At 42.1% G+C, this 24870-nt stretch carries 16 protein-coding genes; 1 reads left to right on the top strand and 15 read right to left on the bottom strand.

The features are described 5' to 3' along the window. Positions 1 to 2: 2 nt before the first annotated feature. The 5 genes from B9A18_RS16565 to B9A18_RS16545 are packed head-to-tail and all read right to left on the bottom strand — an operon-like array spanning position 3 to position 8670. Positions 3 to 1154, bottom strand: a complete 1152-nt coding sequence (locus B9A18_RS16565; RefSeq protein WP_084290582.1) for a CaiB/BaiF CoA transferase family protein — start codon at positions 1152 to 1154, stop codon at positions 3 to 5. Further along, entirely contained in the window at positions 1151 to 2311 is a 1161-nt protein-coding gene (locus B9A18_RS16560; protein ID WP_084290580.1) for an ABC transporter substrate-binding protein, read from the bottom strand. The genes B9A18_RS16565 and B9A18_RS16560 overlap by 4 nt, the downstream gene beginning before the upstream one ends. Before the next feature lie 39 nt (positions 2312 to 2350). Beyond that, positions 2351 to 4762: a beta-galactosidase GalB gene (galB, locus tag B9A18_RS16555; protein WP_084290578.1), complete on the bottom strand. Its 2412-nt coding sequence runs from the start codon at positions 4760 to 4762 to the stop codon at positions 2351 to 2353. A gap of 15 nt (positions 4763 to 4777) precedes the next feature. Further along, complete coding sequence (locus B9A18_RS16550) at positions 4778 to 5893, bottom strand: glycoside hydrolase family protein (RefSeq protein ID WP_084290576.1); 1116 nt, start codon at positions 5891 to 5893, stop codon at positions 4778 to 4780. Between the two features lie 8 nt (positions 5894 to 5901). Then, the gene (locus tag B9A18_RS16545) at positions 5902 to 8670 is read right to left on the bottom strand and encodes a glycoside hydrolase family 78 protein (RefSeq protein ID WP_084290574.1); all 2769 of its coding nucleotides are present in this window, start codon (positions 8668 to 8670) and stop codon (positions 5902 to 5904) included. A 214-nt stretch (positions 8671 to 8884) separates the two neighbouring features. On the opposite strand from B9A18_RS16545, the gene B9A18_RS16540 reads away from it, so the two are divergent. Beyond that, a complete protein-coding gene (locus B9A18_RS16540; protein WP_084290572.1) occupies positions 8885 to 9658 on the top strand; it encodes an IclR family transcriptional regulator in 774 nt (257 codons plus the stop codon). 124 nt (positions 9659 to 9782) lie between these two features. Here the strand turns inward: B9A18_RS16540 and B9A18_RS16535 are convergent, their stop codons facing one another. The 10 genes from B9A18_RS16535 to B9A18_RS16490 all read right to left on the bottom strand — a co-directional run bounded on the left by B9A18_RS16535 (position 9783) and on the right by B9A18_RS16490 (position 24865). After that, the gene (locus B9A18_RS16535; protein ID WP_084290570.1) at positions 9783 to 10694 is read right to left on the bottom strand and encodes an NAD(P)/FAD-dependent oxidoreductase; all 912 of its coding nucleotides are present in this window, start codon (positions 10692 to 10694) and stop codon (positions 9783 to 9785) included. 147 nt (positions 10695 to 10841) lie between these two features. Further along, positions 10842 to 13175: a PDZ domain-containing protein gene (locus tag B9A18_RS16530; RefSeq protein ID WP_084290568.1), complete on the bottom strand. Its 2334-nt coding sequence runs from the start codon at positions 13173 to 13175 to the stop codon at positions 10842 to 10844. Between the two features lie 82 nt (positions 13176 to 13257). Beyond that, positions 13258 to 13728, bottom strand: a complete 471-nt coding sequence (locus B9A18_RS16525) for a DinB family protein (protein WP_084290566.1) — start codon at positions 13726 to 13728, stop codon at positions 13258 to 13260. A 236-nt stretch (positions 13729 to 13964) separates the two neighbouring features. After that, on the bottom strand, positions 13965 to 16139 hold the full coding sequence (locus B9A18_RS16520; protein ID WP_144009525.1) for an alpha-L-rhamnosidase-related protein: 2175 nt from the start codon (positions 16137 to 16139) through the stop codon (positions 13965 to 13967). Positions 16140 to 16150: 11 nt separating this feature from the next. Then, positions 16151 to 17740: a sodium:solute symporter family transporter gene (locus tag B9A18_RS16515; RefSeq protein WP_084290564.1), complete on the bottom strand. Its 1590-nt coding sequence runs from the start codon at positions 17738 to 17740 to the stop codon at positions 16151 to 16153. 40 nt (positions 17741 to 17780) lie between these two features. Next, positions 17781 to 18866: a Gfo/Idh/MocA family protein gene (locus B9A18_RS16510; RefSeq protein WP_084290562.1), complete on the bottom strand. Its 1086-nt coding sequence runs from the start codon at positions 18864 to 18866 to the stop codon at positions 17781 to 17783. 9 nt (positions 18867 to 18875) lie between these two features. Beyond that, the gene (locus B9A18_RS16505) at positions 18876 to 21422 is read right to left on the bottom strand and encodes an L-rhamnose mutarotase (protein ID WP_084290560.1); all 2547 of its coding nucleotides are present in this window, start codon (positions 21420 to 21422) and stop codon (positions 18876 to 18878) included. A 10-nt stretch (positions 21423 to 21432) separates the two neighbouring features. After that, positions 21433 to 22320: a sugar phosphate isomerase/epimerase family protein gene (locus B9A18_RS16500; protein WP_084290693.1), complete on the bottom strand. Its 888-nt coding sequence runs from the start codon at positions 22318 to 22320 to the stop codon at positions 21433 to 21435. 5 nt (positions 22321 to 22325) lie between these two features. Then, positions 22326 to 23732: an acetylxylan esterase gene (locus B9A18_RS16495; protein ID WP_235005348.1), complete on the bottom strand. Its 1407-nt coding sequence runs from the start codon at positions 23730 to 23732 to the stop codon at positions 22326 to 22328. Further along, a complete protein-coding gene (locus B9A18_RS16490) occupies positions 23732 to 24865 on the bottom strand; it encodes a sialidase family protein (protein ID WP_084290558.1) in 1134 nt (377 codons plus the stop codon). Before B9A18_RS16490 ends, B9A18_RS16495 begins: the two co-directional genes overlap by 1 nt. Between the last annotated feature and the right edge of the window lie 5 nt (positions 24866 to 24870).

The raw sequence follows: 24870 nt of genomic DNA, 5'->3' as shown, positions 1-24870 counted from the left end.
TCCTATTTTAAATCAAATTCGTTATTAATCTTTTTATTATCTGCACCTATTTTTGGCGCAGCTTTGGCGGCATAAAGTTTATTTCCGTCTATGCGTATAGGTGATCTTGTCGTATCAATCGTACGTCCATTACCTAAATCCAATTGCTGTTTGATCTGTTGATTTTTGAAAACTTCGAGTTCAACAGCTTCTTTATAATTGAGTACTGCAGCACACCAAATATCGGCAGGCTCCAACACACTCAGCCAATGCACATTGGTATTGGTCTTAAATGTTTCGCCCAGCAATAACAACAGCTCGTCCCTATTTTCAAAGGAAGAGTCCGCATTGGTATAGAAATCCGAAATGTCGCAGCCAATCAGTTTACTGATCTTGATCAAATTACCCATAGCTAATGCCAGATACCCATCTTTGGTCTGGTAGGTACCATAAGGCGCACTTAAATAAGGATGTGCACTGCCAGCTACTTTACTTCTCTGCGGCAATTGTCCGCCATCATTTAAATAGGTGGTTAGCACCTCAAATTGTATATCCAATGCCGATTCCAGTAAACTCACCTCTATCAACACGCTTTTATTGGTTTTAGCACGCTTAATCAAAGCAGCTATAATCCCCTGAGTAAGGTGATTACCACACATGATATCGGTTACCGACAAGCCGAAAGGTACCGGTCCATCTTCGCTGCTACCAGAAAGGTGCGTTAAACCGGAAACAGATTGCACCAACAGGTCTTGCCCGGGCTTTGCTGCCCATGGCCCCTCTTTTCCATATCCGGTAACCGTAGCATATATAATTTTAGGATTGATGCTTTCCACAGATCTGTAGTCCAGTCCTATTTTCTCCATCACTCCAGGTCTGAAGTTATGGGTCATCACATCCGCTTTGGCAATCAGTTTCCTCAGCATTTCCAAATCTTCTGGGTTCTTCAAATCAGCAGCATATGACTCCTTGTTCCTGTTGATGGTATGAAAAAGTAAGCTATCTTCGTCAACAAACAAGTTTTTAATAGCCAGTTGTCTGCATGCATCTCCTTTCACTGGTCGCTCAATTTTAATGACACGAGCCCCAAGATCAGCTAGCTTTAAGCCTGCCGACGGTCCTGCCAGGAACTGACAAAACTCTAAAACCAAAACTCCTTCAAGCGGTTTTCTCATGATAATTGTAAGCTTCTTGATTCAACATATAGTTTGTTCATCTTTTCCAGCACCTGTAACTCGTCACCGCCATTCATCAGGTAATCCCTTACGATATCTCCGGCATGATCCTGAAAAAACATATGCCCATGGTAACGGGGACGAAGGAATGCACGCTGCAAAGCAGGTAAAGTATTGCTAAAGAAATTGCTTGATTTACGATTTACTTCGGTATCTGTCCAGGCACTTAAATGACCAGGCTGACCACCATTTTCGAAGAAAACAGTTTGCTGGCAACTGGTCGACGCTACATATTCAGCATACTTTACAGCCATATCAATGTGTTCAGAGCTGGAAGAGACAGCCAATCCTGTACCACCCAATGTGCTGCGTAGATTATGACTGCCATCTAAAGTAATCATGTCGTGGAAATGCAGCAGCTTGCGTGCGTAACCGCTTCTCGAATAATTAGAATAACCATAGGCAAAAGGACAATAAGCAATATCATCGCTTAAAGTCATGGCTTCATATACCTGAATCGGATTTCTTTTAAAATTGTCCGGATGAATCTTTGAAGCCAGTTCACGGTACATTTTTAACGCTGCGACACCTGTTTCTTGTGAAACAATCAGGTCTTCCCGCTGGCAAGGATCTTCACCCAAAGAGCAGCAAAATGTATAAAAATTCATTAACACATCGATCGGAATCCCTGCAAAAGCAACCAAACCTTTATCAGCAAGATTCAATAGATCTTCAAAAGTTTGAGGCAAAGCAAAACCATGGTTTTCAAGCAGATCTGGTCTGCTGGAGGCTACGGGAGTAGCAGCATCAATTGGTAATGCCCATTGGTGACCGTCGTAAGCGTAACTCTCATAAGAATGTCCAACTGTATTTTCTTTTTGATCAGCTAAATATGCCTTAGAAAGATAAGTATCCAAAGGTAATATAGACTGTGTTTTCGCGGCAAAACCTGCCCAGGGATGATCTATCACCAGCAAATCAAATCGCTGGGCAAGCTCCTGTATAGAAAAATCAGCAAACTGCTGCAAACTTCTTTTCTCCCACGTAATTTCTACTTGTGGATTCAATTCTGAAAACCTTTGTGCAGTGGCAACCATGGGTACAAAACCCCTGCTATGGTTCCATGTTATTCCTTTTAAACTAATCTTATCACTCATGACCTTTATCTCTATCTTATTTTTCGCTCAATTTCATTTTTACTTAACTTTGATTGTTAAGTCTCCTCCCGGCAAACCAACAGCTGTAGCGGTTAGCTTTATTCCCCCGCTTCTTTCTTTGGCTTGTACAATAGCAAGACATAAACCGCGATATGCTTTACGGTAGTCCGCTTTAAAAGGTTCCAGACTTGCCTGAAATCCATTATCTACGCCTGCAATGGTACCTGCTCCTTCTAATTTAAACTGAACCAGATTATCTGCGTCAGGCACTAAATTCCCCTGCTCATCTAAAATCCTTACTGTTACAAAAGAAAGGTCTTTACCATCTGCTGCTATACTGGCTCTGTCGACCGATAACTCTATTTTCGCCGGCTCACCCGCAGTTTTAATCTCTTTAACTAAAACTACTTTACCATTTTTCTTAGAAACAGCTTTTAAAATACCAGGCTCATACTTTACCCGCCAAACCACATGCAACTCTTCCCCTTTTTTAGCTCTCGTACCCAATGATTTACCGTTCAGGAACAGTTCTACTTCATCAGCATTGTTGTAATAAGCCCAAACATCCACAGTTTTACCTACAGCCCAGTTCCAGTGTGGAAAAACATGCAATACCGGTTTACTTGTCCATTCGCTCTGGTACATGTAATAGGCATCCTTAGGGAAGCCCGCAAGGTCTACGATTCCAAAATACGAACTTCTTGCCGGCCATGGATAAGGTAGTGGCTCCCCTAAATAATCGAAGCCTGTCCAAACAAATAAGCCTGATACATGTTCATATTTTTTTGCTTCCTTCCAGGTTTCTTCGTGTGTAGAGCCCCAATAAGCGGATACATTATCATAAGAAGAAGCGGCAAATTCGGCATTACCCTCAGTAAGCTTTGTTTTACCGTCTTTCGGCCAACGGCGGATGCTATCGGAAGGCATGTCATAAAATCCACGGGTATCTAGTGACGAGGTTGTTTCTGTAGCGATGAATTTTTGCCCCGGATAGTTTTTAGGGAAATCCTTGTACAACTTATGGTTGTAATTCAAACCATAAATATCCAGCGCTCCTGACTGGTAAATAAAGTTCTTTTTGGCATCGGTTTCTGTAAGTGCAGAAGTAATCAGACGTGTAGTGTCCAGATCCTTTACCAGCTTCACCAATTCTTTGGTGATGGCTACCCCAGTACTGTCAAACTGTTCACGGATCTCATTGCCGATACTCCATAAAATAATCGAGGGATGGTTTCTGTCCCGTTTCACCATATCCTGCAAATCCCTCACATGCCATTCGTTCCAGTTCAGGTGATAATCTTGCTTGTTCTTCTTTTTGGCCCACATGTCAAAAGCTTCATCCATCACCAGAAAACCCATTTTATCACATAAGTCGAGCAGTTCAGGCGCAGGCGGGTTGTGTGCAGTACGGATGGCGTTGGCCCCCATCTCTTTCATCATCTCCAGCTGGCGTTGCATTGCCCTTACGTTGATTGCCGAACCTAAAGCGCCCAAATCATGATGCATACAAACACCTAGTATTTTCATGTATTCACCATTCAGCATAAAGCCTTTTGCCGCATCAAAATTAAAATAGCGGATGCCAAGTGGCGTTTCATAGTTATCCACCAATCTTTTACCTGAAAATATCTTTGTGACTACTTTATAGAGATGAGGATTGTTTACAGACCATAATTCAGGTTGATTTACAGTAGTGGACTGTGTTACCTCCATCAAGGTATCTTTTAATACAATGTGGTCAGTTCTAATCGATGCGACCAGTTTACCTTTTGCATTGTACACCTGCGACTGCACATCAATCTGCCCTTTTAACCGGGATTTATTCCTGATCTGCGTTTTAAAACTCACTTTCGCAGCAGTTTTATTTACTGAAGGTGTACTTACGAAAGTTCCCCAGTGATCTATTGCTATATTTTCTGTGGCAGTTAACCAGACATTCCGGTAAATCCCCGATCCCGAATACCAGCGTGAATCTGGTTGAGCAGAATTGTCTACCCGAACAGCGATTACATTTTTACCCGGGTTTAAATATTTAGTCAGGTCATAATTAAATGAAGAATAACCGTAAGGGCGTTTTCCCAGCAGCTGACCATTTATCCATACTTCACTATTTTTATAAACCCCATCAAACTCGATGAAAATGTTCTTTTTTTGCAATAAGGTCGACAATGTAAAAGATTTCCTGTACCAGGCGATCCCCGTAGGTAACCCTCCGCCTTCCGGTTTTGCAGGGTTCTTTTCATCAAATTTACCTTCAATACTCCAGTCATGTGGTAAAGTCAGGCCCCTCCATTTTCCATCATTAAAGCCTGGTGATTTTGCACCGGCTTCATCTCCCAGATAAAACTTCCAGTCCTGGTTAAATTCCTGCCGCACACGAGGCTGACTGTAAGCTGTCTGCATTCCAACCCACATCAATAACAATAAAACCAGGTTCCTTCTTAACATCATATCGGTATCTTTAACTTATTTAACTGCCGGATTTACAAATCCAACTTTACTTTTTCCTAAATCTTTTGAAGTCGCTACTGCAATACCACGCTGATCCTTTTTATTCACCGCACAATAGAAATGATATACCACTCCTTTATGCTTTAAAACAAAGGATTTGTGGGCATACATTTCGTCATAAGGCTCAGACGATTCTACCAGGTTATCACCGGTCCAGTCGGTCCAGTTTACCAGGTCTTTCGATGCCGCAAAGCGATTAAACCCTCCATTTCTATCCTTCCAGAACGCCCCGAAGTAAAACATAACCCAGGTGTCTTTAATTTTCTGGATTACTCCGTCGCCGGTAATGCCTACCGGGTGGTGTACCACAGGATCAGTCTTAAACCTCTTCCAATGTTGCATATCATCAGAGACAGCCATCCCAATGCGCTCGTACCATCTTGTTTTTTTATTATTCTTCAGTGAATCACCTACCGCATTATAATACATCACAAATCGATGCCCTGTAAGCTTTTCTTTATCTTCAATCACACTACTTTTAAAAAGCTTGTTGCGGTTTTCCCACCATCTCACGTCTTTATCCAGGGCGCTTAACACCGGTTCTGGCATTCTTGTCCACTCATGTGCCTCCGATGGCTGCTGATCAGTATAAGCCATTCCGATGGATAGTGGCTCTGTTTCATATCCTTTTTCCTTACCACCGAAATAAGACATCCAGTATTTACCGTCGAATTTTCCCAGTTTATAATTACCAGCCCATTTGATATCAGTTAATGCATTGTATCCTGCCTTTTGGTTATCATCCCATTTGCCGGCATCACCAAAAGACATCAAGCGACCCATATTTACCCAATTCAGCAAATCCTTACTTTTTGCCAGCCAGGTTTCATATCCCCTGCCACTGTAGATGAGGTAGGTCATATACCATAGCTTACCCTCACGAAATATGGTAGGGCAATCCATCTTATGCTGTTCATCTTCAGGCACCATCACCAAACCATATTTGTACGGTGTTTTAACCTCTTCATAAATTTCCTGCATTTTAGCTGACGGAACATCATTCCTCGGCGACTGTGCTAAAGCAGCCGATGAAATAAAGAAAGTAAAACTTAAAAGCTGTATCCACTTCATGATTAAACCTATTGTACTTTAAATGTATAACTACCCGATCCGATCTGTAGCACTGCTCTTCCCTTTTCGTAACCTTTTAATTTAATTCCGGCCTTGTCTTTTACAACAACATTACTTTCGGTAAGTTGCTGTCTTTCCGTTGCGGGGATATAAACAGTTGCTGTTGTATTTGTTGGTATGGTAACCGATAATTCAAATTTCTGATCTGACTTTTCCCAGTCTGAAACAATTAAACCATAAGGAGAGGTATAACTGCCTTTTGCCGAAGTCAGATCACCCACAGGCTCAGGGTAAATTTTAATGTGCTTAAAGGCAACTGATCCTTCTTCCTGCCTGATCCCCGCAAGACCACTGTAAAACCACTCCATAATATGCCCCAGCATAAAATGATTATTAGATACCTCCGGTAATGCTGCCCATGATTCGGTTAAAGCCGTAGCACCATGCGCCAGCTGATAGCCGTACCCTGGCACATCGCTTCTGCTGTTCATATCAAATATGACATCTGAACGGTTCTCCTGTTCCAACACCCTTAAAACATACCGGTAACCAATGTCGCCAGCGGTTAAGGCATTATTCCTGTCCCGGATATCCTTAATCAGGTTCGCCAGTACTTTGGTTTTATTTTCCGGGTCAACCAGCTCCATATAAATGGCCATGGCATTTGCGGTTTGACTGCCAGCGGCATATTGCCCGGTTTCTCTGTTAAAGAAGCTTGTATTGAAAGCCTGTTTTACCAGGCTAGCAAGATTTCCATATTTTTCAGCATCTGCTGGTTTGCCCAGCAACAATGCCATTTTCTGCATCAGCTGCAAGTTGTAGTAATAAATAGCAGTGCCCGTTACCCCTTTAGGGGTTTGCTGTGAGACACCTGGGCGTTCAGGACCGATATCGTACCAATCGCCCAAACCTTGTTTTAAAATATTGCTTTCAGCTTTGGTTTGCAAGTAAACCATATAACGTTGCATCGTTGGATAGGCATTTCTCAACACCTCAGTATTGCCATACCATTTGTACAGATACCATGGCAGGATAATTCCGGTACTTCCCCACTCTGGCGAATCGCGGAACATATCACCTCCCCAGGTAAACTGAATATATTCAGGAGCAATTTCAGGGATGAGGCCATTATCCAGCTGAGAGGTAATCACATCATTCACAACCTTATTGGACAAAGTAGCGACATCATAATTATACATTACTGATGAGACCATCAAATGCGACTGTTCCAGCCAACCCAATTTTTCGCGATGCGGACAATCCGTAAATACACTTGCCATATTACTTTTTATAGCCCAGTCTATCAATTTATCAGTTTTGTTAAAAAGTTGATTGGAAGAGGTAAATTCACCTGCTCTTGCTGCCGCATTGCGGGTGTGCAGACCTTTTAACTCCAATATTTCCGGTAATTGCGTTTGCCCTTTATTCCCTTTTGGAGCGGCTCCTCTTACCTCCAGATACCTAAATCCGTAATAAGTAAAACGTGGCTGCCAGGTTTCTACGTCTTCTCCATTCAATACATATTCGAAATAAAACGGACTTCCTGTAGGTTTCTGGTTCACCTTTCCATCTTTAAGCAACTCTCCCGGATAAACCCTGATGGTATCACCTTTATTTCCTTTTACTTTCAGACTAATGATACCTGAAGCGTTTTGCCCAAGATCATATATCCATTCCTTTTCTGAAATTTTACTGATGCTTTGCGGTTTAAAGTTTTCAAATATTTTAAGTGGCTCTGCCTCTTGTGATCTGATAGCTGCCGGACCGTCTACGATGAGTACCTGTTTCCAATGCTGATCATTAAAGGATGGCACATCCCAGCCCTTTTGAACTAAGCGTGCATCGAAATCCTCTCCGCCATATATACTGGAAAAAGTAACAGGTCCTGAAGCAGTCTTCCAGCTTTTATCACTAATGATGTTCTCTGTTGTGCCGTCTTTGTATTCAATCAACAGCCTGCATATCATTTTTGGATAGCCAAATGACGGTTTAGATTTCCTGAACCTGCCTTTCACCGGCGGCACATAATAAAAGCCATTGCCCAACATTACGCCAATGGTATTAGTGCCCTTCAGCAGACTCCCGGTCACATCAAAACTTACATATAAAGCCTCTTTATCATATTTCACCCAACCGGCGTCCAGAAAATGATCCCCCTGTTTTTTACCATTCAGGCTCATTTCAAAATGTCCCAAACCACTAATAAACAAACTGGCTTTAGCTACAGGTTTCTTAACAGCAAAATTCTTTCTTAAAAGCGGCAGTACATTACTACCAAAATAAGTATCCTTTTTATTGTCTTTCGGCAGTGCCGTGATGTTAGAATCTGCCAGCTTCTCATAAGCAATCCATCGGGCATTCTTCCAGTCGGTCGCCCTTAACAGTCCCATTTGCCATTTCGATACCGGAGCCCATGCCGATGCTTTACCCTTATTATCCCAAACCCTTACTTTCCAGTAATACGTTTTTCCGGCCACCAGTGCCCTACCTTTATAAGTTACCTGTATAGAATTATCTGATGCCACTTTTTTAGAATCCCATACATTTCCTGTATTTTTCATTAAAGCAGTTAAATCATCGGCAACAAGAACCTGGTAGGCCGACTGCAATACAGTCCTTTCCGTTGATTTCAATCTCCAGCTCAATACTGGTGATACAGCTTCAACTCCAAGAGGATCAGCCTTATACTCGCAACGCAACGCCTCAACACTCAAATCCTGAGCGAAAATGGGAAGTGAAAAAAGTAATAGACTAAGGAAGTGTACTAATTTGCTCATTCTGATTATAAGATTAACACCTACTATAACTAAATTAGCGAATAGCTCAAAGACTAACGAGGTGCCGGTTTACAAATGGTTATTAATTCAAATATAAATATTTATTTCAAATATGAAAGTCTATATTTAGATAACTTCTATAAAGAAGTTGAAAGAATAATGAATAGAAACCATTTAGTATGTTTGCAAAACCAAAAAAAAGATACAAGTTTGTATGAAGGACAAAGAAATTAAATATCAGGCACCTGCACTGGACAAGGGACTTGATATCCTTGAATACCTTTCCGCTCAATCCATCCCACTTTCTCAAACTGAGATTGCAACAGGCATTGATAAAAGCCCAAATGAAATTTACCGAATGCTAATGAGTCTGGAAAGTCGCGGATATATATTAAGAGATGAAGTTTCTGGAAAATACAGACTTTCATTAAAGCTCTTTCACCTTTCGCACAGACACTCACCGGTTGACGAGTTGCGTAAGGCCGCTCAATATCCACTGGAAGAACTGGCAAATACGATTATGCAGTCCTGCCACCTTAGTATATTATACATGAACCAGGTGATGGTGATCCTGCATGCCAAAAGTCCGAGCCCAATAGCGCTTTCTATAGAGGAGGGTAACCTTTTCCCGCTGCCATTAACAGCTTCAGGCAAAGTACTGCTTTCTTACATGCCGGATGCTGAACAGGCGACAACATTAAGCAACAATACTATTTACCAGTCATTTACCGACAAGGAAAAGAATAAGTTTAGCCGTTCACTACTAGACATAAAGAGCAAAGGAGCCTACGTACGTAACAGTGATCTGGCTGCTGGTGTAATTGATGTGTCTGTACCGATAGGAAAAGGAAGTACCGGTATCGTTGCCTGCCTTACTGTTTCCAGTCTTACCGCTTTAAATGTAAACAAGGACATCGATAATGAGGACATCCTTGTTGAAGCGATTAATTGTGCGAAAAAGATTGAACAACGAATAGGGATTCTCTAAACATTAGTGGATATTTACCGCTGTTTTTCCGGGGTGTTACCGGGGCGATGAGCAGGCCTGTGGCCCCATCAGGCCCCAGCAACACCCCGGCAAGGCCCCGCCAATGCCTCAGCAACTATAGCCTTCAATTCCACGCTTCAGCAATGAGTTCATGATTGATAAAAGCCCCGGTTTTACCTCCTGCAGCTACAGCAGCAGAAACTGCCCGGAATTTGCTGGTGTTATCCCCTGCAGCAAACACCCCGGCAATACTGGTTTTCTGAAAATCATCAACCTTGATATAACCTGAAGCATCCAGCTCACATCCCATTTGCTCTGGAACGGAGCAATGCTGCTCAAAAGGAGGCCTTGCATAGAGTGCATCCAGCATACGACTACTGCCATCGGTAAAAACTACACTGCTCAAATTCCCTTCTGCATGTACAATTTCCTGCAAAGTCTTTTCGATTACATTGACATTGATTTGAACCAGCCGTTGTAACTGTTCATCCGTCAGGTCGGATTTACCATTCGTAAAAACAGACAGCTGCTTTGTCCAGTTGTGAATCATTAAGGCCATTTCAAATGCTGTGTTTCCATTGGCCAGAATACCGGTAACCCTATCTTTATATTCGTAACCATGACAATAAGGGCAATGAATCACCGATATTCCCCAGCAGGAAGCAAAGCCAGGGATTTCTGGCATCAGGTCTTTAACACCTGTACTAAAGACTAACTTTCTTGCATTCAAGACCTGTCCGGAGGCCGTAGAAACCTCAAAATCATTGTTTTCGCCTCTTACAGCATTTACATGATCCTCTAAAAACTCAATCGTTGGGTATTTCAGGACTTCCGACTTTCCAAGGGCACTAATATCCGCAGGTTTACTCCCATCCTGGGTAAGAAAATTATGAGAATGTGGTGTTTGCTGATTACACGGATTACCACTATCAATAACCAGCACCTGACGAATAGCCCTGCCCAAAGCTAATGCTGCCGATAGACCTGCGTAACTCCCTCCTACAATGATTACATCATATTTTTGATTTTTATCCATAGCTCTTTATTTTGCAATAAAGTTGCATATTTACTCGTACACCACAAATACTAATTGCAACTTTGATGCAAATAAGACATTACAACTTCAAACTTGTTATGTCAACCATTGGCACCCTCGTTTTTCGCTATTTAAAAAAGCAGTTAGCTATTTCAATTTGACTATAATCTCCTGTTCCTTCTGATTCCTAAACACCTTAAGTACAGCAGCGGTCTTATTTTGAGCAGACTGCCTTGCTACCATCAGATCTTTAACTGTAAACACAGGATGATTGCCCATTTGTAAAATCACATCATTAGGCTTAATTGTATTGCTCATTAAACTTCCATTATCTACACTAAGCACCAACACACCCGTTTCAGTAGGCATTCCAGTTGCTGATCTTTCAGCAAGTGTAGTCAGATTTTTCACTTTAACACCGGCAAAATCATATACAGCGTCTTCTTTCCATACTTTCGGCACAATTAAAGGAATAGCTACCTTTTTAGCCTTTTTGATCAAACCTGGAGATACAACCCCAAAATTCATCTCAAAATTCTTAAATCCGATAGCAAAAGCCTTTGAACCTGCTTTTACCCGATAATCTCCCTTTTCTGCACTCATAAACTGCGGATCACCAACCACCGAATTTGGATCTGTTTTCCACTCCTGGACTTTTTTAAGCGAAACCTCATCCGGAAAAAGATTACTATCTATTTGCTTTCCCCAGTCGACAATATGAACAGGATAATAAACTGCACTTACGATATTGTGCTTAAATATATCTGTGCTGTTCTTAAACCAAACATGTGGATGAAAGGAATTATTAATCATAATGTTGTTCTCCACTACCCTCTTAAATCCTTCTCTTAACTTTATGCCACCATTTAGACACACATTATTCCTGATGATATAATTGGAAGAACCATCATCCAAATCGATATCCCATCCATGATCACACCTGAATCTATTGTTAAAAATCGAAGTAGGTTTCATTGCATCCAGGAAAATCAGTTCCGGGTGACTAGCCGTAATACTATCCATTACTGTGCGCTTAGGATGCCAGAACCGATCTCTTCCCCAGGAGTTGAAAGCACCATGATCCCCGGTTTCCAATACCGTATTAAAAACGTCGTTATACTCTATGTTATGACCACCCCAGGTTCCCTCGTTTATATTAATACCTGCTCTTGGCACGTCATAAATGGTATTGTGACTTACTTTAATATTTTGTGCCATAGAGATATGTACACCAGCTGTTTGTTTTTCTACCTGGCCAATATTATGGATTAGATTGTCGTACACCGTACATTCAGACGGGAAATTGTTTCCAATAGGACCTAATTTTGTATCTATATCCTTTAAGTCTACAAACATACTATATTGAAAAGAGGGGGAACGAACAGCCTTAGGATCGCCAACAAACACAACAGCACTACTCCCTGAATTATAAATATGGTTGCCAAAAAACATATTCTGTTTATTGTAATTGCTATATACCAACACATTACCTCCCAGTTCACTGAACACGCATTTTTCTATGTTGATGCGCTCGCCGCCTTCAATAGTAATGGCTCCTTTACGGTATATCGTCCAGTCGCTTCGCAATAAAGGTTCTCTGTTTTTCATAAAAGTCCGCAGGGCATGGGTAAAGGTGATCCCCTTTATACTGATATTTTTCACTGGCCTGGCAGCCGAACCTTTTATTTCCAATAAACTTTCCATTTGAGGAGTCTCAATCAATGCAGTCGCCAAATTTACTGTGGTCTTTAAGTAAAGTTGTTGCTGCCGCTTATCAAAATACCATTCATTTAAGGTATCCAGCTCTTCTGCTATATTTTCAATAAAACGGTAATCTTTATGCATAGTAGTGGGACGATTGTTTTGCCATCCTCCTTCCATTTCCAACTTCATTCCGTTCTTTCCCTTAATCTCATAAGCAAAACCACCCCACATGGCCGTTTGCATCGCATGAAGATAAGCTCCTTCAGGCGCCTTCCATTTCTGAATATGCTCCGCACTAAGTACATCTGCTGCAGTACCATTAAATGGCACTTTTCCTTGTTGATAATTAGGGTACCGCGCCATCTGCATCAATGTACCGTTTACATAAAGCTGATCAAAGATTAGCCCTGACCGGGGAACTCTGGCATAGTAAATACCATCCTTCTGTTCCCAGCTCAGGTTTAATTTAGCTGAACCTTTAACAACGACTATTTCCTGCTGATAAGCCTGAATGTTAAGTCCCTTACCTTGAGCACGACTATCATCCACAGTAAAAACTATAGGTCGACTTAAATCATAGGCCCCTTTTCGCAACAGTATATTCACCTTTTCAGTCTTATACTTCCTTGCTTCCATTTGGGCCCTGTATAAGGTAGCGAAGGGGCTATTCATCGTTCCTTTATTTTTATCGTTCCCTTTTGGAGAAATATAAATGTCTTTTGAATGACTGTATCCAACCATTAAAAAACTAACTAATAGCGTTATAGAAAATCTCATTCGACTAAATTCAATATTCTAAATCGACATCGGTTCAAGTATATTGGCAGAACATTAAGTTATTTAAGCTTCGAATTTACTTTCAAGGTTTATGAACAGCTATAATCAATTGTCTCACTGCCCCAAAATGGTAAGCCGCATGAGGCAACAAAGCTAATGTACCTTTCAACAAATGGGGATTAGACCAGTCTTTAACTTCTTTTATGGCATCTATCAATCGCTGATAAACACCAAGCAAATCTTCCTGTAATTGCTCCCAATCCGCAGTATTAACTTCATGAATCGTCCAGCTTTCATCCCAACTACCTGAAGGCTGTACTCCTTTGTAAAATGCCATTGCAAATTCAAGGCTCCACCTTAAATGCTCAGTATGCCCCGCTATAGTTGAACCACCCTTCACTGTAGGAGTAGATGCTGCTTTAGCCGTTATTTGTTTAAGTGTAGCAGTTAATCCATAACCCGGATTACCATCAATGACCCAGGATTGATCAACCTCAGACCCTATATAAATTTCCCGGAGTAATTCAAGAAATGGCTTCAATACTGTTTCCATAATGTTGCTTTTAGCCGAAACAACAATCTAAACCAGTACTTTGTTTCTTTGCTAAAAACGAGCGTACAGTTTCCAGATAGTTAACTTACATTGAACACATATTGGACGGATATTGAACGGACATTGAACGGACATTGAACGGATACTGAACGGACTGAGCCGCACAATATCCGTTAATTATTAGTTAATGAAGCAAAATAGAACACTTCATCATAAGACAGCAAACCGGCGGCCTACTATTTGGTATAACTCACCGTGTATGCTGTCCCCTTCTCAAGCTTAAGTTCATAAGTTCGCTTTCCTACCTCAACAGCCGTTCCACCTTTCACAATAGGTTTCGAAACGCTCTTAAATCTTAACACACCACGCCCCTCGTCAGACTTAACCTTAATTTCTTTCTTACTGCAATACAAGGAAATTTCACCGGCAGGCGTGGGTACTTTCCCTTCCATCCACTCTAATCCACCTAAAGACGGCTCAACAACATAACTTTCATATCCTGCGGTAAGTGGTTTAATTCCTAAATAATACTTACCCAATAAGTAAATCGGACTTGCACCCCAGGCATGGCAAAGGCTTTTACCAAACGGGCGACCGTACATTGCTAGATGTTCGGTACCTTTTTTATCAGGATTGTACTCTTCCCAAAATGAAGTAGCTCCTAAATCCAGCATACCGCCCCAATAATCCTTCATCTGTTTCAGTACATATGACTGTTCCCCCATTGCACAAAGTGCTTCCAGTTCATAAAAACGCATATACGGCGTAGTAATCTTTTTAATTTTATCATTCATCAATACATGCTGTTTTACATCCAGCTTTTGTGATGGCGTAAAATAATCGAAGAAAATACCGAACATATTGGCATAGCGGGTTACATTATCCGTAGGTTTTCCAGCAATTCTGCTGTGCACCAAAGCATGTTTGCTCTCATCCCAATACAGTTTAAAGATCTTAGCTTTCAAATCAGCAGCCATCTTTTTGTAATTCGTGGCAGCTTCAGTATCCTTTGCCATGTCTGCACACAATGCCATGGTTTCTAAACTGCGACAAAATAGCAATTGCTCAAAACTCACTTCCCCATCTTTACTTAGTTTATCTGCCCAGTCGATGAAAATCCAATCCCCCGGCATCCATTCCAGTAAACCATCCTTATTTCTGCGGTTAAGCACATAATCCATCAGGCTCTTCATTCTTGGATAAATATCCTGCACAAATTTCTGATCGCCTGAATACTGGTAATAGTCGTAGATTCCTAAAAACCAATAGAAAGAGTAATCCATGATGGTATTGATGTGCGCCGTTACCGGATCTTTACCTCTTTGCGCCAGCAGGGTCCTTTTCACTATTGGCGACTCATTAAAGGAGTAATAATTCATCAGGTAGCTTTGGTAAGCATCGCCCGACCATACCCACCTGTCGCGTTTTATCCCATCAATAAAAAACTCGCGGGTATTTAAATGGAATGTATATTTGGAGATATCATAAATCTTATTGATTTGTTCATCCGAACAATGAAAGCTTCCCTTTTCAGTTACCGGGGCATATTCATACAACATCGATACCCCGTCCAATGTCACATTACCTTCAGGCTGACAGTTTACATAACGAAAAGCCTTAGACAATTCAATTACAGAGTCTCTTTTGCCTTTCAGATCAATCTCCAGTAAATCCAGCGTCTCACAGTGATCTGCCGATAAAGCTTCCTCCCTTGATTCTCCATAATAAATATGCAGTTTACCTTTGCCTTTTATGCCCTTCAGCTTAAGGAAACCGAAGGTTTCTTTCCCAAAATCAGCTACAAATCCTTTGTCTACCTTTTCCGTTTTTACCGCAGCCATCAGTGCTGTTGACAATTTAAACTGCGAAGGTGGTGACAAGGGGTTGGTCAGGTTCCATGACCCTACAGAAACATAGGTGGTGCCCGACTTATCAGAGGCCTTTCCACTTTCATCTATCCATTCCTTATCTTCAAAAGTCGTCAACCAGCTTTCATCAGAAACAATGGTTTTCCCCTGTACAAGTATCGCAGGGACTTTATCTTGTCCGTAAACTTTTAAACTCAATTTATGCTTACCTGCAGGAACAGTGATCTTTTTCGGATAACCGGAAAAGGCCTGACCGTCGATCTTCACGTTGTACTGTCCTTCAACGTACAGGTTTACTTCTTCGGCATTAGCCAGGTTAAATTCCTTATGAAACTCAACCAGCACATAATGACTATCCATTTTCCAGAATGGGGGAAGGAAGGCACCTCGCTCTGTTCTCCGGTTTTGCATTTTGTTGGACACCCAAATGTCCAGATCGCCGGGATACCAGATCCAGGCAGCTTTTGAAGTTTGCTGGGCCTGTACCTCAGCATAGCCCATCAGTAAAAGAAGTAATGCGGTAATAAATCGTAGGTTGATCATATCTAATAAAATTAATGCCCGTTAAAAAAAATGTATAAAGCAATCATAACCACAGCAAGAGCAGCCCATGATATCCAAACTCGTTTTGTCGGTTTTTCAATTGCACTTTTGTCGAGCTCATTGATCTCGTAAACCGTTGGGTTTCTGTCCAGCAACGAGATCAGCACTGCAATCAGCAATAAGCCTGCAAAAATCAGGAAGGAAAGAATCAGGTAATGCGGCCAGAAAGGATATTTATCAGGCGGAAGTATCCATAAATAGGTCACCCCAGTGCCCAGACTTAAAGCTGATCCCACGGAAAGGGTAAAGTTTACAGCTTTCCTTGTCGTCCTTTTCCAAAAAACAGTAAGCAGAAACACGACCGATAATGGCGGTGCAATAAAGCCCAGCACAGATTGAAAAATATCAAACAGATTTAAACCTTTGATATTATCGATGGCCAACACTACAATTACAGCAAAAATACAACCAGCAATAACTGATAATCTCCCCATCCGGATGATCTGCTTGTTCGTAGCCTGTGGATTGATGTTTTTCACATACACATCCATCGTAAACACTGTACTCAATGAGTTTAAGGATGAACCTATGGTACCTACCAGTACAGCAATCAAGACTACAATTACCAATCCGTTCATTCCCGGAGGGAACAGGTTGGTCACCATTGTCATATATGCCTCATTAGGGTCTTTCAAATCAGGAAACAACACATAACACAGGATACCTGTAATGATAAACAAAGGAAGCGAAAGGATCTTTAACCAGCCGATAAAACTAACGCCTAGCTGCCCCTGCTCCAGATTTTTAGCCCCCAGAACCGATTGCACCATAGCCTGATCTGTACAGAAAAAAGCTATCGCTGCTACCGGATACCCCAGCAAAATGGCATACCATGGGTATTTCGGATCACTGGCAGGCTGGATCAGGTTCCAGTAATGCGCAGGCGTTTTGCTGTACAAAGCTTCAATACCGCCAACTTTTTGCAAACCTAAAACGGTTAAGGCCAGAGATACAGCGATCAACAGAATCATTTGAAAGACATTCACTTTGGCAATGGCTTTAAGACCACCGAAAAAAGTAAACAGGCCTGCAAAAGAAACCAATACCATTACCGATTGCCACATGGGAATACCCAATATCTGTCTTACCAGGAAGCCACCTGCAAAAAGCCCCAGGGATAACCAGGAGATCAGAATTTTGATCAAGGCATACCAGGCTAGTATGTTCTGAGTAGAGTCGCCATACCTTTTACCCATAAACTCAGGCATGGTACTTACTTTCGCAGCCAGGTATTTTGGCGCAAAAACAATGGCCAGTAAAAACAGGAATATAAAGGCATACCAATCGAAATTTACAGCCACGATACCCGTGCTATAGCCGATACTGGCAAAAGCCAGCAGCATGGAGGGACCAACATTGGTAGCCCACATGTTAAATCCAATGCTCGACCAGCCCAAGGATTTATTGGCCAGGAAAAGGGTTTCGTCGTCGTTTTTCTTCTTAGAGAAACTAGCCCTGTAACCGATAATAATTAGAATAACCAGATAAGCAATTACAATAAAGTAATCCAGATTGGTTAAGCGTTCGACAATGTTACCCATTAAGTATTTTTTTGGTTTGGTTGATTGATTTGGATTTGCTTTACAGTCCGAAATCGGCTCTTAAAAGCTCGTACTCGTTCAATATATCATTGATTTTAACAGGAACGCCGGTCTGCAATGACCTGTCCATAGCCTGCAACAAGGCTATTGTGCCTATCCCCTCTTTTAAATCAGGGTAAGCTACTGTATCGTTTTCGATGCTCTCTGCGAAGTATTCCAGATAATTCTGGTATTCGCCTGCATGGTGACTCTGACCTTCAAAACGGAAGAAATGTTTCAGCTTAGCATCTCCCCATGTAATCAGTTGTTCTTCGCCCGTATTTGTCGTTACCGCATAACGCAATTCATGATAATCGGCCTGACTGGCCCCTTCCGTACCTCTCAACACACAACTCATCTCACTTTCGCGGTAAGCTGGCTGTATCGGGCCGGTATAAGCACCACTTACGCGCGCAATCCTTCCGTCAGTCGATTTGAAGATAAAGTGCATCGTATCTTCGTTTTTTAAGCCAGCTTTTTTGCCATTAGAGCTGATCATCCCATATCCCATCACCTCTTCAATTTCGGGAAGGTACCATCTGATAAAATCAACCGGATGGCTTAATCCGCCATAAAGCCATTTAAAAGAAGCTTCTAAGGCCCATTTTTTCTCCAGGAACCAACGGTGATCGGCATTATAATGACACTCAACCGTGATTAAATCACCAATGATACCTGCAGCATAATCAGTCCTTTGTCGCTTATAAGGTTCAAAGAAACGGGAACTCTGACCAACGAATACTTTTTTACCACTTTGCTTTGAAACCTCCAGGAGCTCTTTAGCGCGCGCCAAATCGTCAATGAATGGTTTTGTACAAACTACATGCTTTCCGTGCAGCAGCGCTTGTTTAACGTGGTCTGCATGCAAATGATCAGGCGTGTAGATTGCGATCACGTCGATGCTAGCGTCATCCAGCATTTCCTGATAGCTGGAGGTATAGTGCGGAAAATCGAATTCTTTTGCGCGTTGTTTGCACACATCTTCGTTCGCATCGCAAATTTTTACCAGTTCGTATTTGTTGCTTGCAAGGGCGGCCGACATGGTACTACGCCCTTCTCCCAGCCCTAATATTCCTAATTTTAACATATTCAATTTCTAATTATTCTTACTAAAAAACACCCAAACTTCTCCGGGTTTAGTTCCTTCAATTCCTTCCTGATACTTTTTCATCAGATTATTCCAATTGTCAACCCGAGGATTATTCTGTGTGGTTTTTGGATTTAATTCATCTAAACTTGCGCCTTTAGGAATGCTGATCACCAGTATCAACTGTCTTCCATTTTTAAAAATTCTCAACTCCTGAAAATCTGCATTGCAAAAGCCCTTCGCTACTTCCGGCCATTTCTCAAACTGCGTAGCATGATACCCCAGGTATTCCTTTTGCATCCGCTCATCCTTCACCAGGTTTGTACTTAAAATGATGTTGTCCCATTCCTTAACCGGCTCTTGTCCGCAATGCTTTTTACGTTCAAACTTGTAAAATACATCTTTATAGAGTCTAGCTTCTGCACCCTGGATTCTCGATTGTATTTGCCGCATCAATGCGGCAGATTCATTCATTGCTGCGTACACCAGCAAACGATTATTCCATTGGTAAATGGCCGGTGCAGCGATGCCCTTTTCCCTGCAAATTTCAACCAGTAAAGCCTTACTCAATCCGGCCGAAGAAGGAAGTATGACCTCTATTACCAGCTCATTCCCATTACCAGAATCCACACTATTAAGCGGCTGACCAATACCATTTACCGAACTGTTTTTCAACAGATAGCGATAATCAGACTCAAGTCCAGCTTTAACTTTAATACTATCGGCAACTTTTGGCCCGTTACCCGTCCAGACATTTCCCGGACCATTTGCATTTTGCAAATATTTCTCAGCTGGCGTCCAGTTATCCTTCACTGTAAAATAAGAAGAACCCTCATCGGTATACAGGTAAAACCAATGCCCCGGATCATGAGGATAAGGCGCCTTGTAAATGCTGTCGATATAGTTATTGGAAATCAGAGAACCTGGTTGGGCCGATAAGGTATAAATACCTGCTACATCATACAGGTACTTCCCATAATGATGGATTTTATTTGCTGTGATAGTGTTGTTGCGCATGGCGTTGATGGTTCTTGTCCAGCCCCAGCCCATACTGATTCCTGAATACGACACATCACTGATCTCATTGTGTGCAATATTGATTCCCCTTACATACCCAGCACCAATTCCCACACAACCCCAATCTTCATTAGTTACATCCGTGATCAGGTTATTGGTAATGCTTTCATTGGTACAAATCTCTCTTTCATCTTTTGGATTATAAGGCAAATGTGCCTCCGTAGCTTCATCAGAAAAGATTCCAATCAAAATACCACTGCCACCAATATCTTTGAAAAGGTTTCCTTTAACTTCATTATGATAAGTCCCTCTTTTATAATCCAATCCAGTTGAAGCATGATGTTCAAAACTACATGCTTCAAAGCCGGTATGATGTGCGTAGCTTACTTCAACCGCAGCTGCAGGGCGACCAACCCAGGCCTGATTCTCCAGTCCTTTTTTATCCGGTGTTCCCGGTATTTTTAGTTTATAAGCATCCAGCATATACATCCCTGTCTGATGGGGTACATGACCAAACTGTGATGGTCTTAACCAACCTGCGTGCTGAAAGGAAATACCTTTAAAGAACACATAACTCACCGGGTTATCGATTGTACCTTCCATCCTCACTAAAGTCTCCAGATATGGCGCAACAGCCTTCGCTTTATTCATCTGCTCGCCTGCTCGCGGCCAGTAATAAACTTTGCCGTTCTTCAGATCCTCGTACCATTCTCCAGGCTCATCCAGAAACTGGATCGCATTGGTTAAATAGAAAGGTGAGTTACCCGTTTTTGCAGAGATCCAGGGAGCAGGCCATGGATGTTCTGATTGCACGCGGCTTTCCGGTTCCATAAAAGTCAGCTCGGCCTCTTTGCCTGTTACTTTTACTGATTTTATCCGGAGGTTAGCGATGGCCCACCATTGTTGGATTACCATTTCCATACCTTTTATATCCTCAAAATTGCCAATGCCTTTTATTGCCGGCAGAGGAATCTTGCAGGTTTTTGCGGGAAAATTCCAGCTTAAAATCCGGGCCATTTTGTCCGCATTCCAATCTCTCGCTCTAATCGCCTTTTTTCCATCAACCCACATCTGCCTGAATTCTAAATCACTACTTCCCAGTACAGGTACATCGGCTACCCAAAGTTTCTCTTTAATATCATTTGAAACACCGGGCAGTGCTCCGCCCACCTTTTTCCAGTCCGAAATAGAAATTCCGCCACTCAGCACAACATCAGCTCCTGCGTTTTTTGTAATGATAGTCGGACTCGCTGCAGTACCCGAATCTTCAGGTCTGATGACCACCGGTTCATTCAATTGATAAAAGCCTTGCTCTATAATGATGTTGATCCCGTTCTTTATGGAAGGATCATTTAAACGCCTCAATTCACGTGCTTTACGGAGTGCGTTAGCCAGGCTTGCTACCGGCTGTTTTTTCGTACCTGCATTGCTGTCCGATCCTTTTAAGGAAACATAGATATCCGCAGCATACAGACTCGTATTGCTCAACAGCAAAGCCATAAATATTACAAGCAAGCAAGGTTTAAGTGTCTTCTTCATCCCTTGTATATTATTGAAAAACAGACTTTACATAGCTTGTATTTGCAGTAAAATTCCACTTTACATTTCTTGGGTCTTTGGCATCCCTTGAGCGCTCAACCACCAGCCAGCCTTTCCAGCCCATATCATCCAATGTTCTCCTTACGGCTTTCATATCAATCTTAGGATCGTTCTGCAACCATACACCATCATCGTTAGTGCAGTGAATCTGAACAATGTTCTTCCTGCCCAAAATCCGCAGTTCAGTATGTAAATCCCGACCATTTTTGATCGCATTGGAAAAGTTGAAATAACTTTTAATAGCTGCTGAGTTTATGTCTTTTAGCAATTGAAGTTCGCCACGTGCATCCAATGCGGTTTCAATACCAATCACCACACCTGCTTTTTTAGCCATCTTGCCCGCTACTTTTAAGCGTTCAACAATTGCAGGTCTGAGTTCAGGGTTTTTCACCAGGTCGCCCTGTATGCCCAATGGCAAGAAAGCCACCTTTACGTTCATCGCTTTCATGGTAGTGATGCAATCACCAATCATTTGCTGATATGTTGGCCTTGTTGCCAAAGATTGCGCATAAAAACCGGTCATAGCCAATGAACATATTTCCAGATTCAACGCTTTGGCTTTATCCATAAACTGCTGTCTGACTACCGGATCGGCCAGCTTATTATCAAAAGTATCTCTGTTGCCCAAACCGCCCATATCCAGCTCCACACCATCGGCACCAATTTCCTTACTCAAGTCAAAAGCGCCTAACTTCTGCCGTTTCAAAATCATTAAATCTACCACTGCTACTTTATACCTTTGATCTACAGACGCATAAGCCCAACTGTATTGATCAGTTAACATTAGCCCTCCCGTAAGGAGCGCCAGTTTCCCAATAAATTGTCTGCGGTTTTCCATATCTATCATTTTGAAATGCTTGCTTTAAATACCTTTTCTAATTGCTCAAACCCCTTGATTGCATTTGCAGGCAAACGCTCTCCTTTATCACCAAAAACATACATAGCCGATTCTTTCTCTACCCTGCATTTGCTTTCGTCGTATTGTCCGGTTTTATTCTTTACCGCAGCTCCGTTAAGCTTAAAATTCTGAATCAAAAAGTCGTACAGCGCTTTGCGTTTTGAAGGACCGAAATCATGACCTTCATCTGGTAAGTGAACGTTCTGCACCAGGTCTGGCCCACCATAGTAGCCGTATATTTTTTTCAGGAAAGGCATATCATGTTCAGGTACGCTTACCGTCCAATCCTTTCCATCCGACACGACCAACTGAGGATTCGGCGCAGCCATCGCTGCCAGTTCAACGTTGTTTGTACCACCAGCACAGAGGTGAATCGGCATCCCACTTTCACATGGACAACCGCCATAAAATGAAGACGATAAGGAAACCACCGGAACACTTAGTTTAATACGATCATCCATAGCGGCCATCAGTACAGTATGACTTCCGCCACCCGATCCACCACTGATACCTACCCTACCCTTGTCCGTTTCTTTCAGTGATAAAACATAGTCGAGAATCCTGATTCCCCCTAAGGTCTGTATGGTGTGCGCCAGACTTCGTCTGTGATCTTCCGCTTTAAACTGGAGCAGAGATTCTCCCCATGCAAACAGGTCGTAGCTAATGGCCATAGCTCCCATCCGTGCGATCATGGCGCAACGAATCTGGCAATCGGCACGGTAACGCTGCTGTGCCCAATGTCCGTCCGGACTAAGTACAACAGGAATCTTTCCTTTAATTTTTAGCGGCTTGTACAAAGATCCATTCACATACAATCCAGGCAATATTTCAATCGCAATATTTTCCACAGTATAACCGTCCATTATCCTTTTGGGGGTAACGATTGGTTTTGATGCAGGTTTAGCCGGTAATGGCGATAACAGCTGGGCCTCGTAAAGTAAAGGCTTAATTAAAGCCTTACGCTGTTCCCAACTTGCTTTATCCTTGTAAAGGGTAGACAGATAATCAAGGGTATTCTGTCCCTCCTGCACCTGCCAGCGGTAATACTCGTATTCTTTCAATTTGTAAACGCCTGCTTTCTCCTTGTTCACTTTCATGTCCAGGGGTGCGAGCACGTTCGCAAGCGTTTCATCAACATTTGGTCTGAACCGCCAAAACGCATAATTTACCCAACGATCCTTTATCTGGTTATCACTATACTTTACCTTTACTTTAAAACGGCTTTCTATCTCCGCTAAGACATCTTTTAATGGCTGACGGTATAGTGAGTCCGAATTTTGAGTTTGTGCAATAGCACTGCTTAAAAACAGCAAAAATCCAACAACCAGAAATAAAGCAGTTCGTTTCATCATTATTCCTCGTTTTTAACCTCTGTAATTACAGGTGCAGTGTATCCTTTTAGTTTCGGCCAAACGCCGTTTACAATCTTTTTAAGCTTCAATTTCGATGGATCAACCACTACATGCTTAATCTTTAATCTTCTCCAGGTGTAAATGAAATGCAGCATACCATCTGATGTCTGGATCACTGCAGGATAAGAATACTGACTGATTGGAGAATCTTCAAGAATTAATGCAGCATACCACGCTTTGCCATCTTTAGAAATAGCTACGTTTAATGGGGTTCTAGGCCCTTTAGCCAGATCACCCGGAGGCAATACATGGTTATAAACCAACACGTGTCTGCCGTCTTTCATGGTCACAGCATCAGTGCCAGAATTGTTATTTGGCAAAGTGGTTTTAGCTAAGGGCGACCAGGTTTCCCCGTTGTCGGCTGACCACGATTCTACAAGCGCCCTGTTTTTGCTTCTGGCTAGAATCTGCAACTTACCTTTTCCGTGATCTAAGATGCTTGGTTGTATGGCATCTAATCCGTTCCCGGCTATCGGACCAACTGTCCGCCAGTTTTGACCATTATCTTTGGTTACCTCAAAATGTACTTTCCAACCATCTCCTTCTTTACTTGAAGGGTTAAACAAATTGCCATTGCTTAGCAAAACAGGTTTGTTTTTAACAGGGCCTATGTATCCATCAGGTAACTTTTTAGCGTCAGACCAGGTCATCCCACCATCTTTAGAAGTGCGCATCATTCCCCACCATTCGGATGGCTTAGGACCTATTTTATAAAAAAGCAGTAAATCGCCTCCCGGTACCTGGTACAAAACCGGATTCCAGGTTGGCAATCTTAATTTATCATTCTGTATACCATTGGCTACTGAAACAGGAGCTAACCATGTTCCGTTTACTTTGCGGCTGATGTAAATCTCTACATCAGGATGACGCTCTTTGGTACCACCAAAATAGGCAGCCACTAAACCTGTAGGTGTTTCGGCAATGGTGGCCGAATGGCAAGAAGGGAAAGCCGCCTTTTCATATAAAAACTCATCAGTAATGATCCCTGAACGCCATTTTTGCGATTGTGCATTTACGTCGAAAAAAATCGTGCAGATTAGTAAAGTCAATATGTATATTTTTCTATTCATCATATCTA

This window comes from Pedobacter nyackensis, from assembly GCF_900176505.1.
GTDB lineage: Bacteria > Bacteroidota > Bacteroidia > Sphingobacteriales > Sphingobacteriaceae > Pedobacter > Pedobacter nyackensis.
This window is presented reverse-complemented; position numbering and strand designations above follow the sequence as displayed.

Coding starts and splice junctions, on each gene's coding strand:
- B9A18_RS16565 (WP_084290582.1), bottom strand. CDS start 1,154: ATGAGAAAACCGCTTGAAGGAGTTTTGGTTTTAGAGTTTTGTCAGTTC.
- B9A18_RS16560 (WP_084290580.1), bottom strand. CDS start 2,311: ATGAGTGATAAGATTAGTTTAAAAGGAATAACATGGAACCATAGCAGG.
- galB (WP_084290578.1), bottom strand. CDS start 4,762: ATGATGTTAAGAAGGAACCTGGTTTTATTGTTATTGATGTGGGTTGGA.
- B9A18_RS16550 (WP_084290576.1), bottom strand. CDS start 5,893: ATGAAGTGGATACAGCTTTTAAGTTTTACTTTCTTTATTTCATCGGCT.
- B9A18_RS16545 (WP_084290574.1), bottom strand. CDS start 8,670: ATGAGCAAATTAGTACACTTCCTTAGTCTATTACTTTTTTCACTTCCC.
- B9A18_RS16540 (WP_084290572.1), top strand. CDS start 8,885: ATGAAGGACAAAGAAATTAAATATCAGGCACCTGCACTGGACAAGGGA.
- B9A18_RS16535 (WP_084290570.1), bottom strand. CDS start 10,694: ATGGATAAAAATCAAAAATATGATGTAATCATTGTAGGAGGGAGTTAC.
- B9A18_RS16530 (WP_084290568.1), bottom strand. CDS start 13,175: ATGAGATTTTCTATAACGCTATTAGTTAGTTTTTTAATGGTTGGATAC.
- B9A18_RS16525 (WP_084290566.1), bottom strand. CDS start 13,728: ATGGAAACAGTATTGAAGCCATTTCTTGAATTACTCCGGGAAATTTAT.
- B9A18_RS16520 (WP_144009525.1), bottom strand. CDS start 16,139: ATGATCAACCTACGATTTATTACCGCATTACTTCTTTTACTGATGGGC.
- B9A18_RS16515 (WP_084290564.1), bottom strand. CDS start 17,740: ATGGGTAACATTGTCGAACGCTTAACCAATCTGGATTACTTTATTGTA.
- B9A18_RS16510 (WP_084290562.1), bottom strand. CDS start 18,866: ATGTTAAAATTAGGAATATTAGGGCTGGGAGAAGGGCGTAGTACCATG.
- B9A18_RS16505 (WP_084290560.1), bottom strand. CDS start 21,422: ATGAAGAAGACACTTAAACCTTGCTTGCTTGTAATATTTATGGCTTTG.
- B9A18_RS16500 (WP_084290693.1), bottom strand. CDS start 22,320: ATGGAAAACCGCAGACAATTTATTGGGAAACTGGCGCTCCTTACGGGA.
- B9A18_RS16495 (WP_235005348.1), bottom strand. CDS start 23,732: ATGATGAAACGAACTGCTTTATTTCTGGTTGTTGGATTTTTGCTGTTT.
- B9A18_RS16490 (WP_084290558.1), bottom strand. CDS start 24,865: ATGATGAATAGAAAAATATACATATTGACTTTACTAATCTGCACGATT.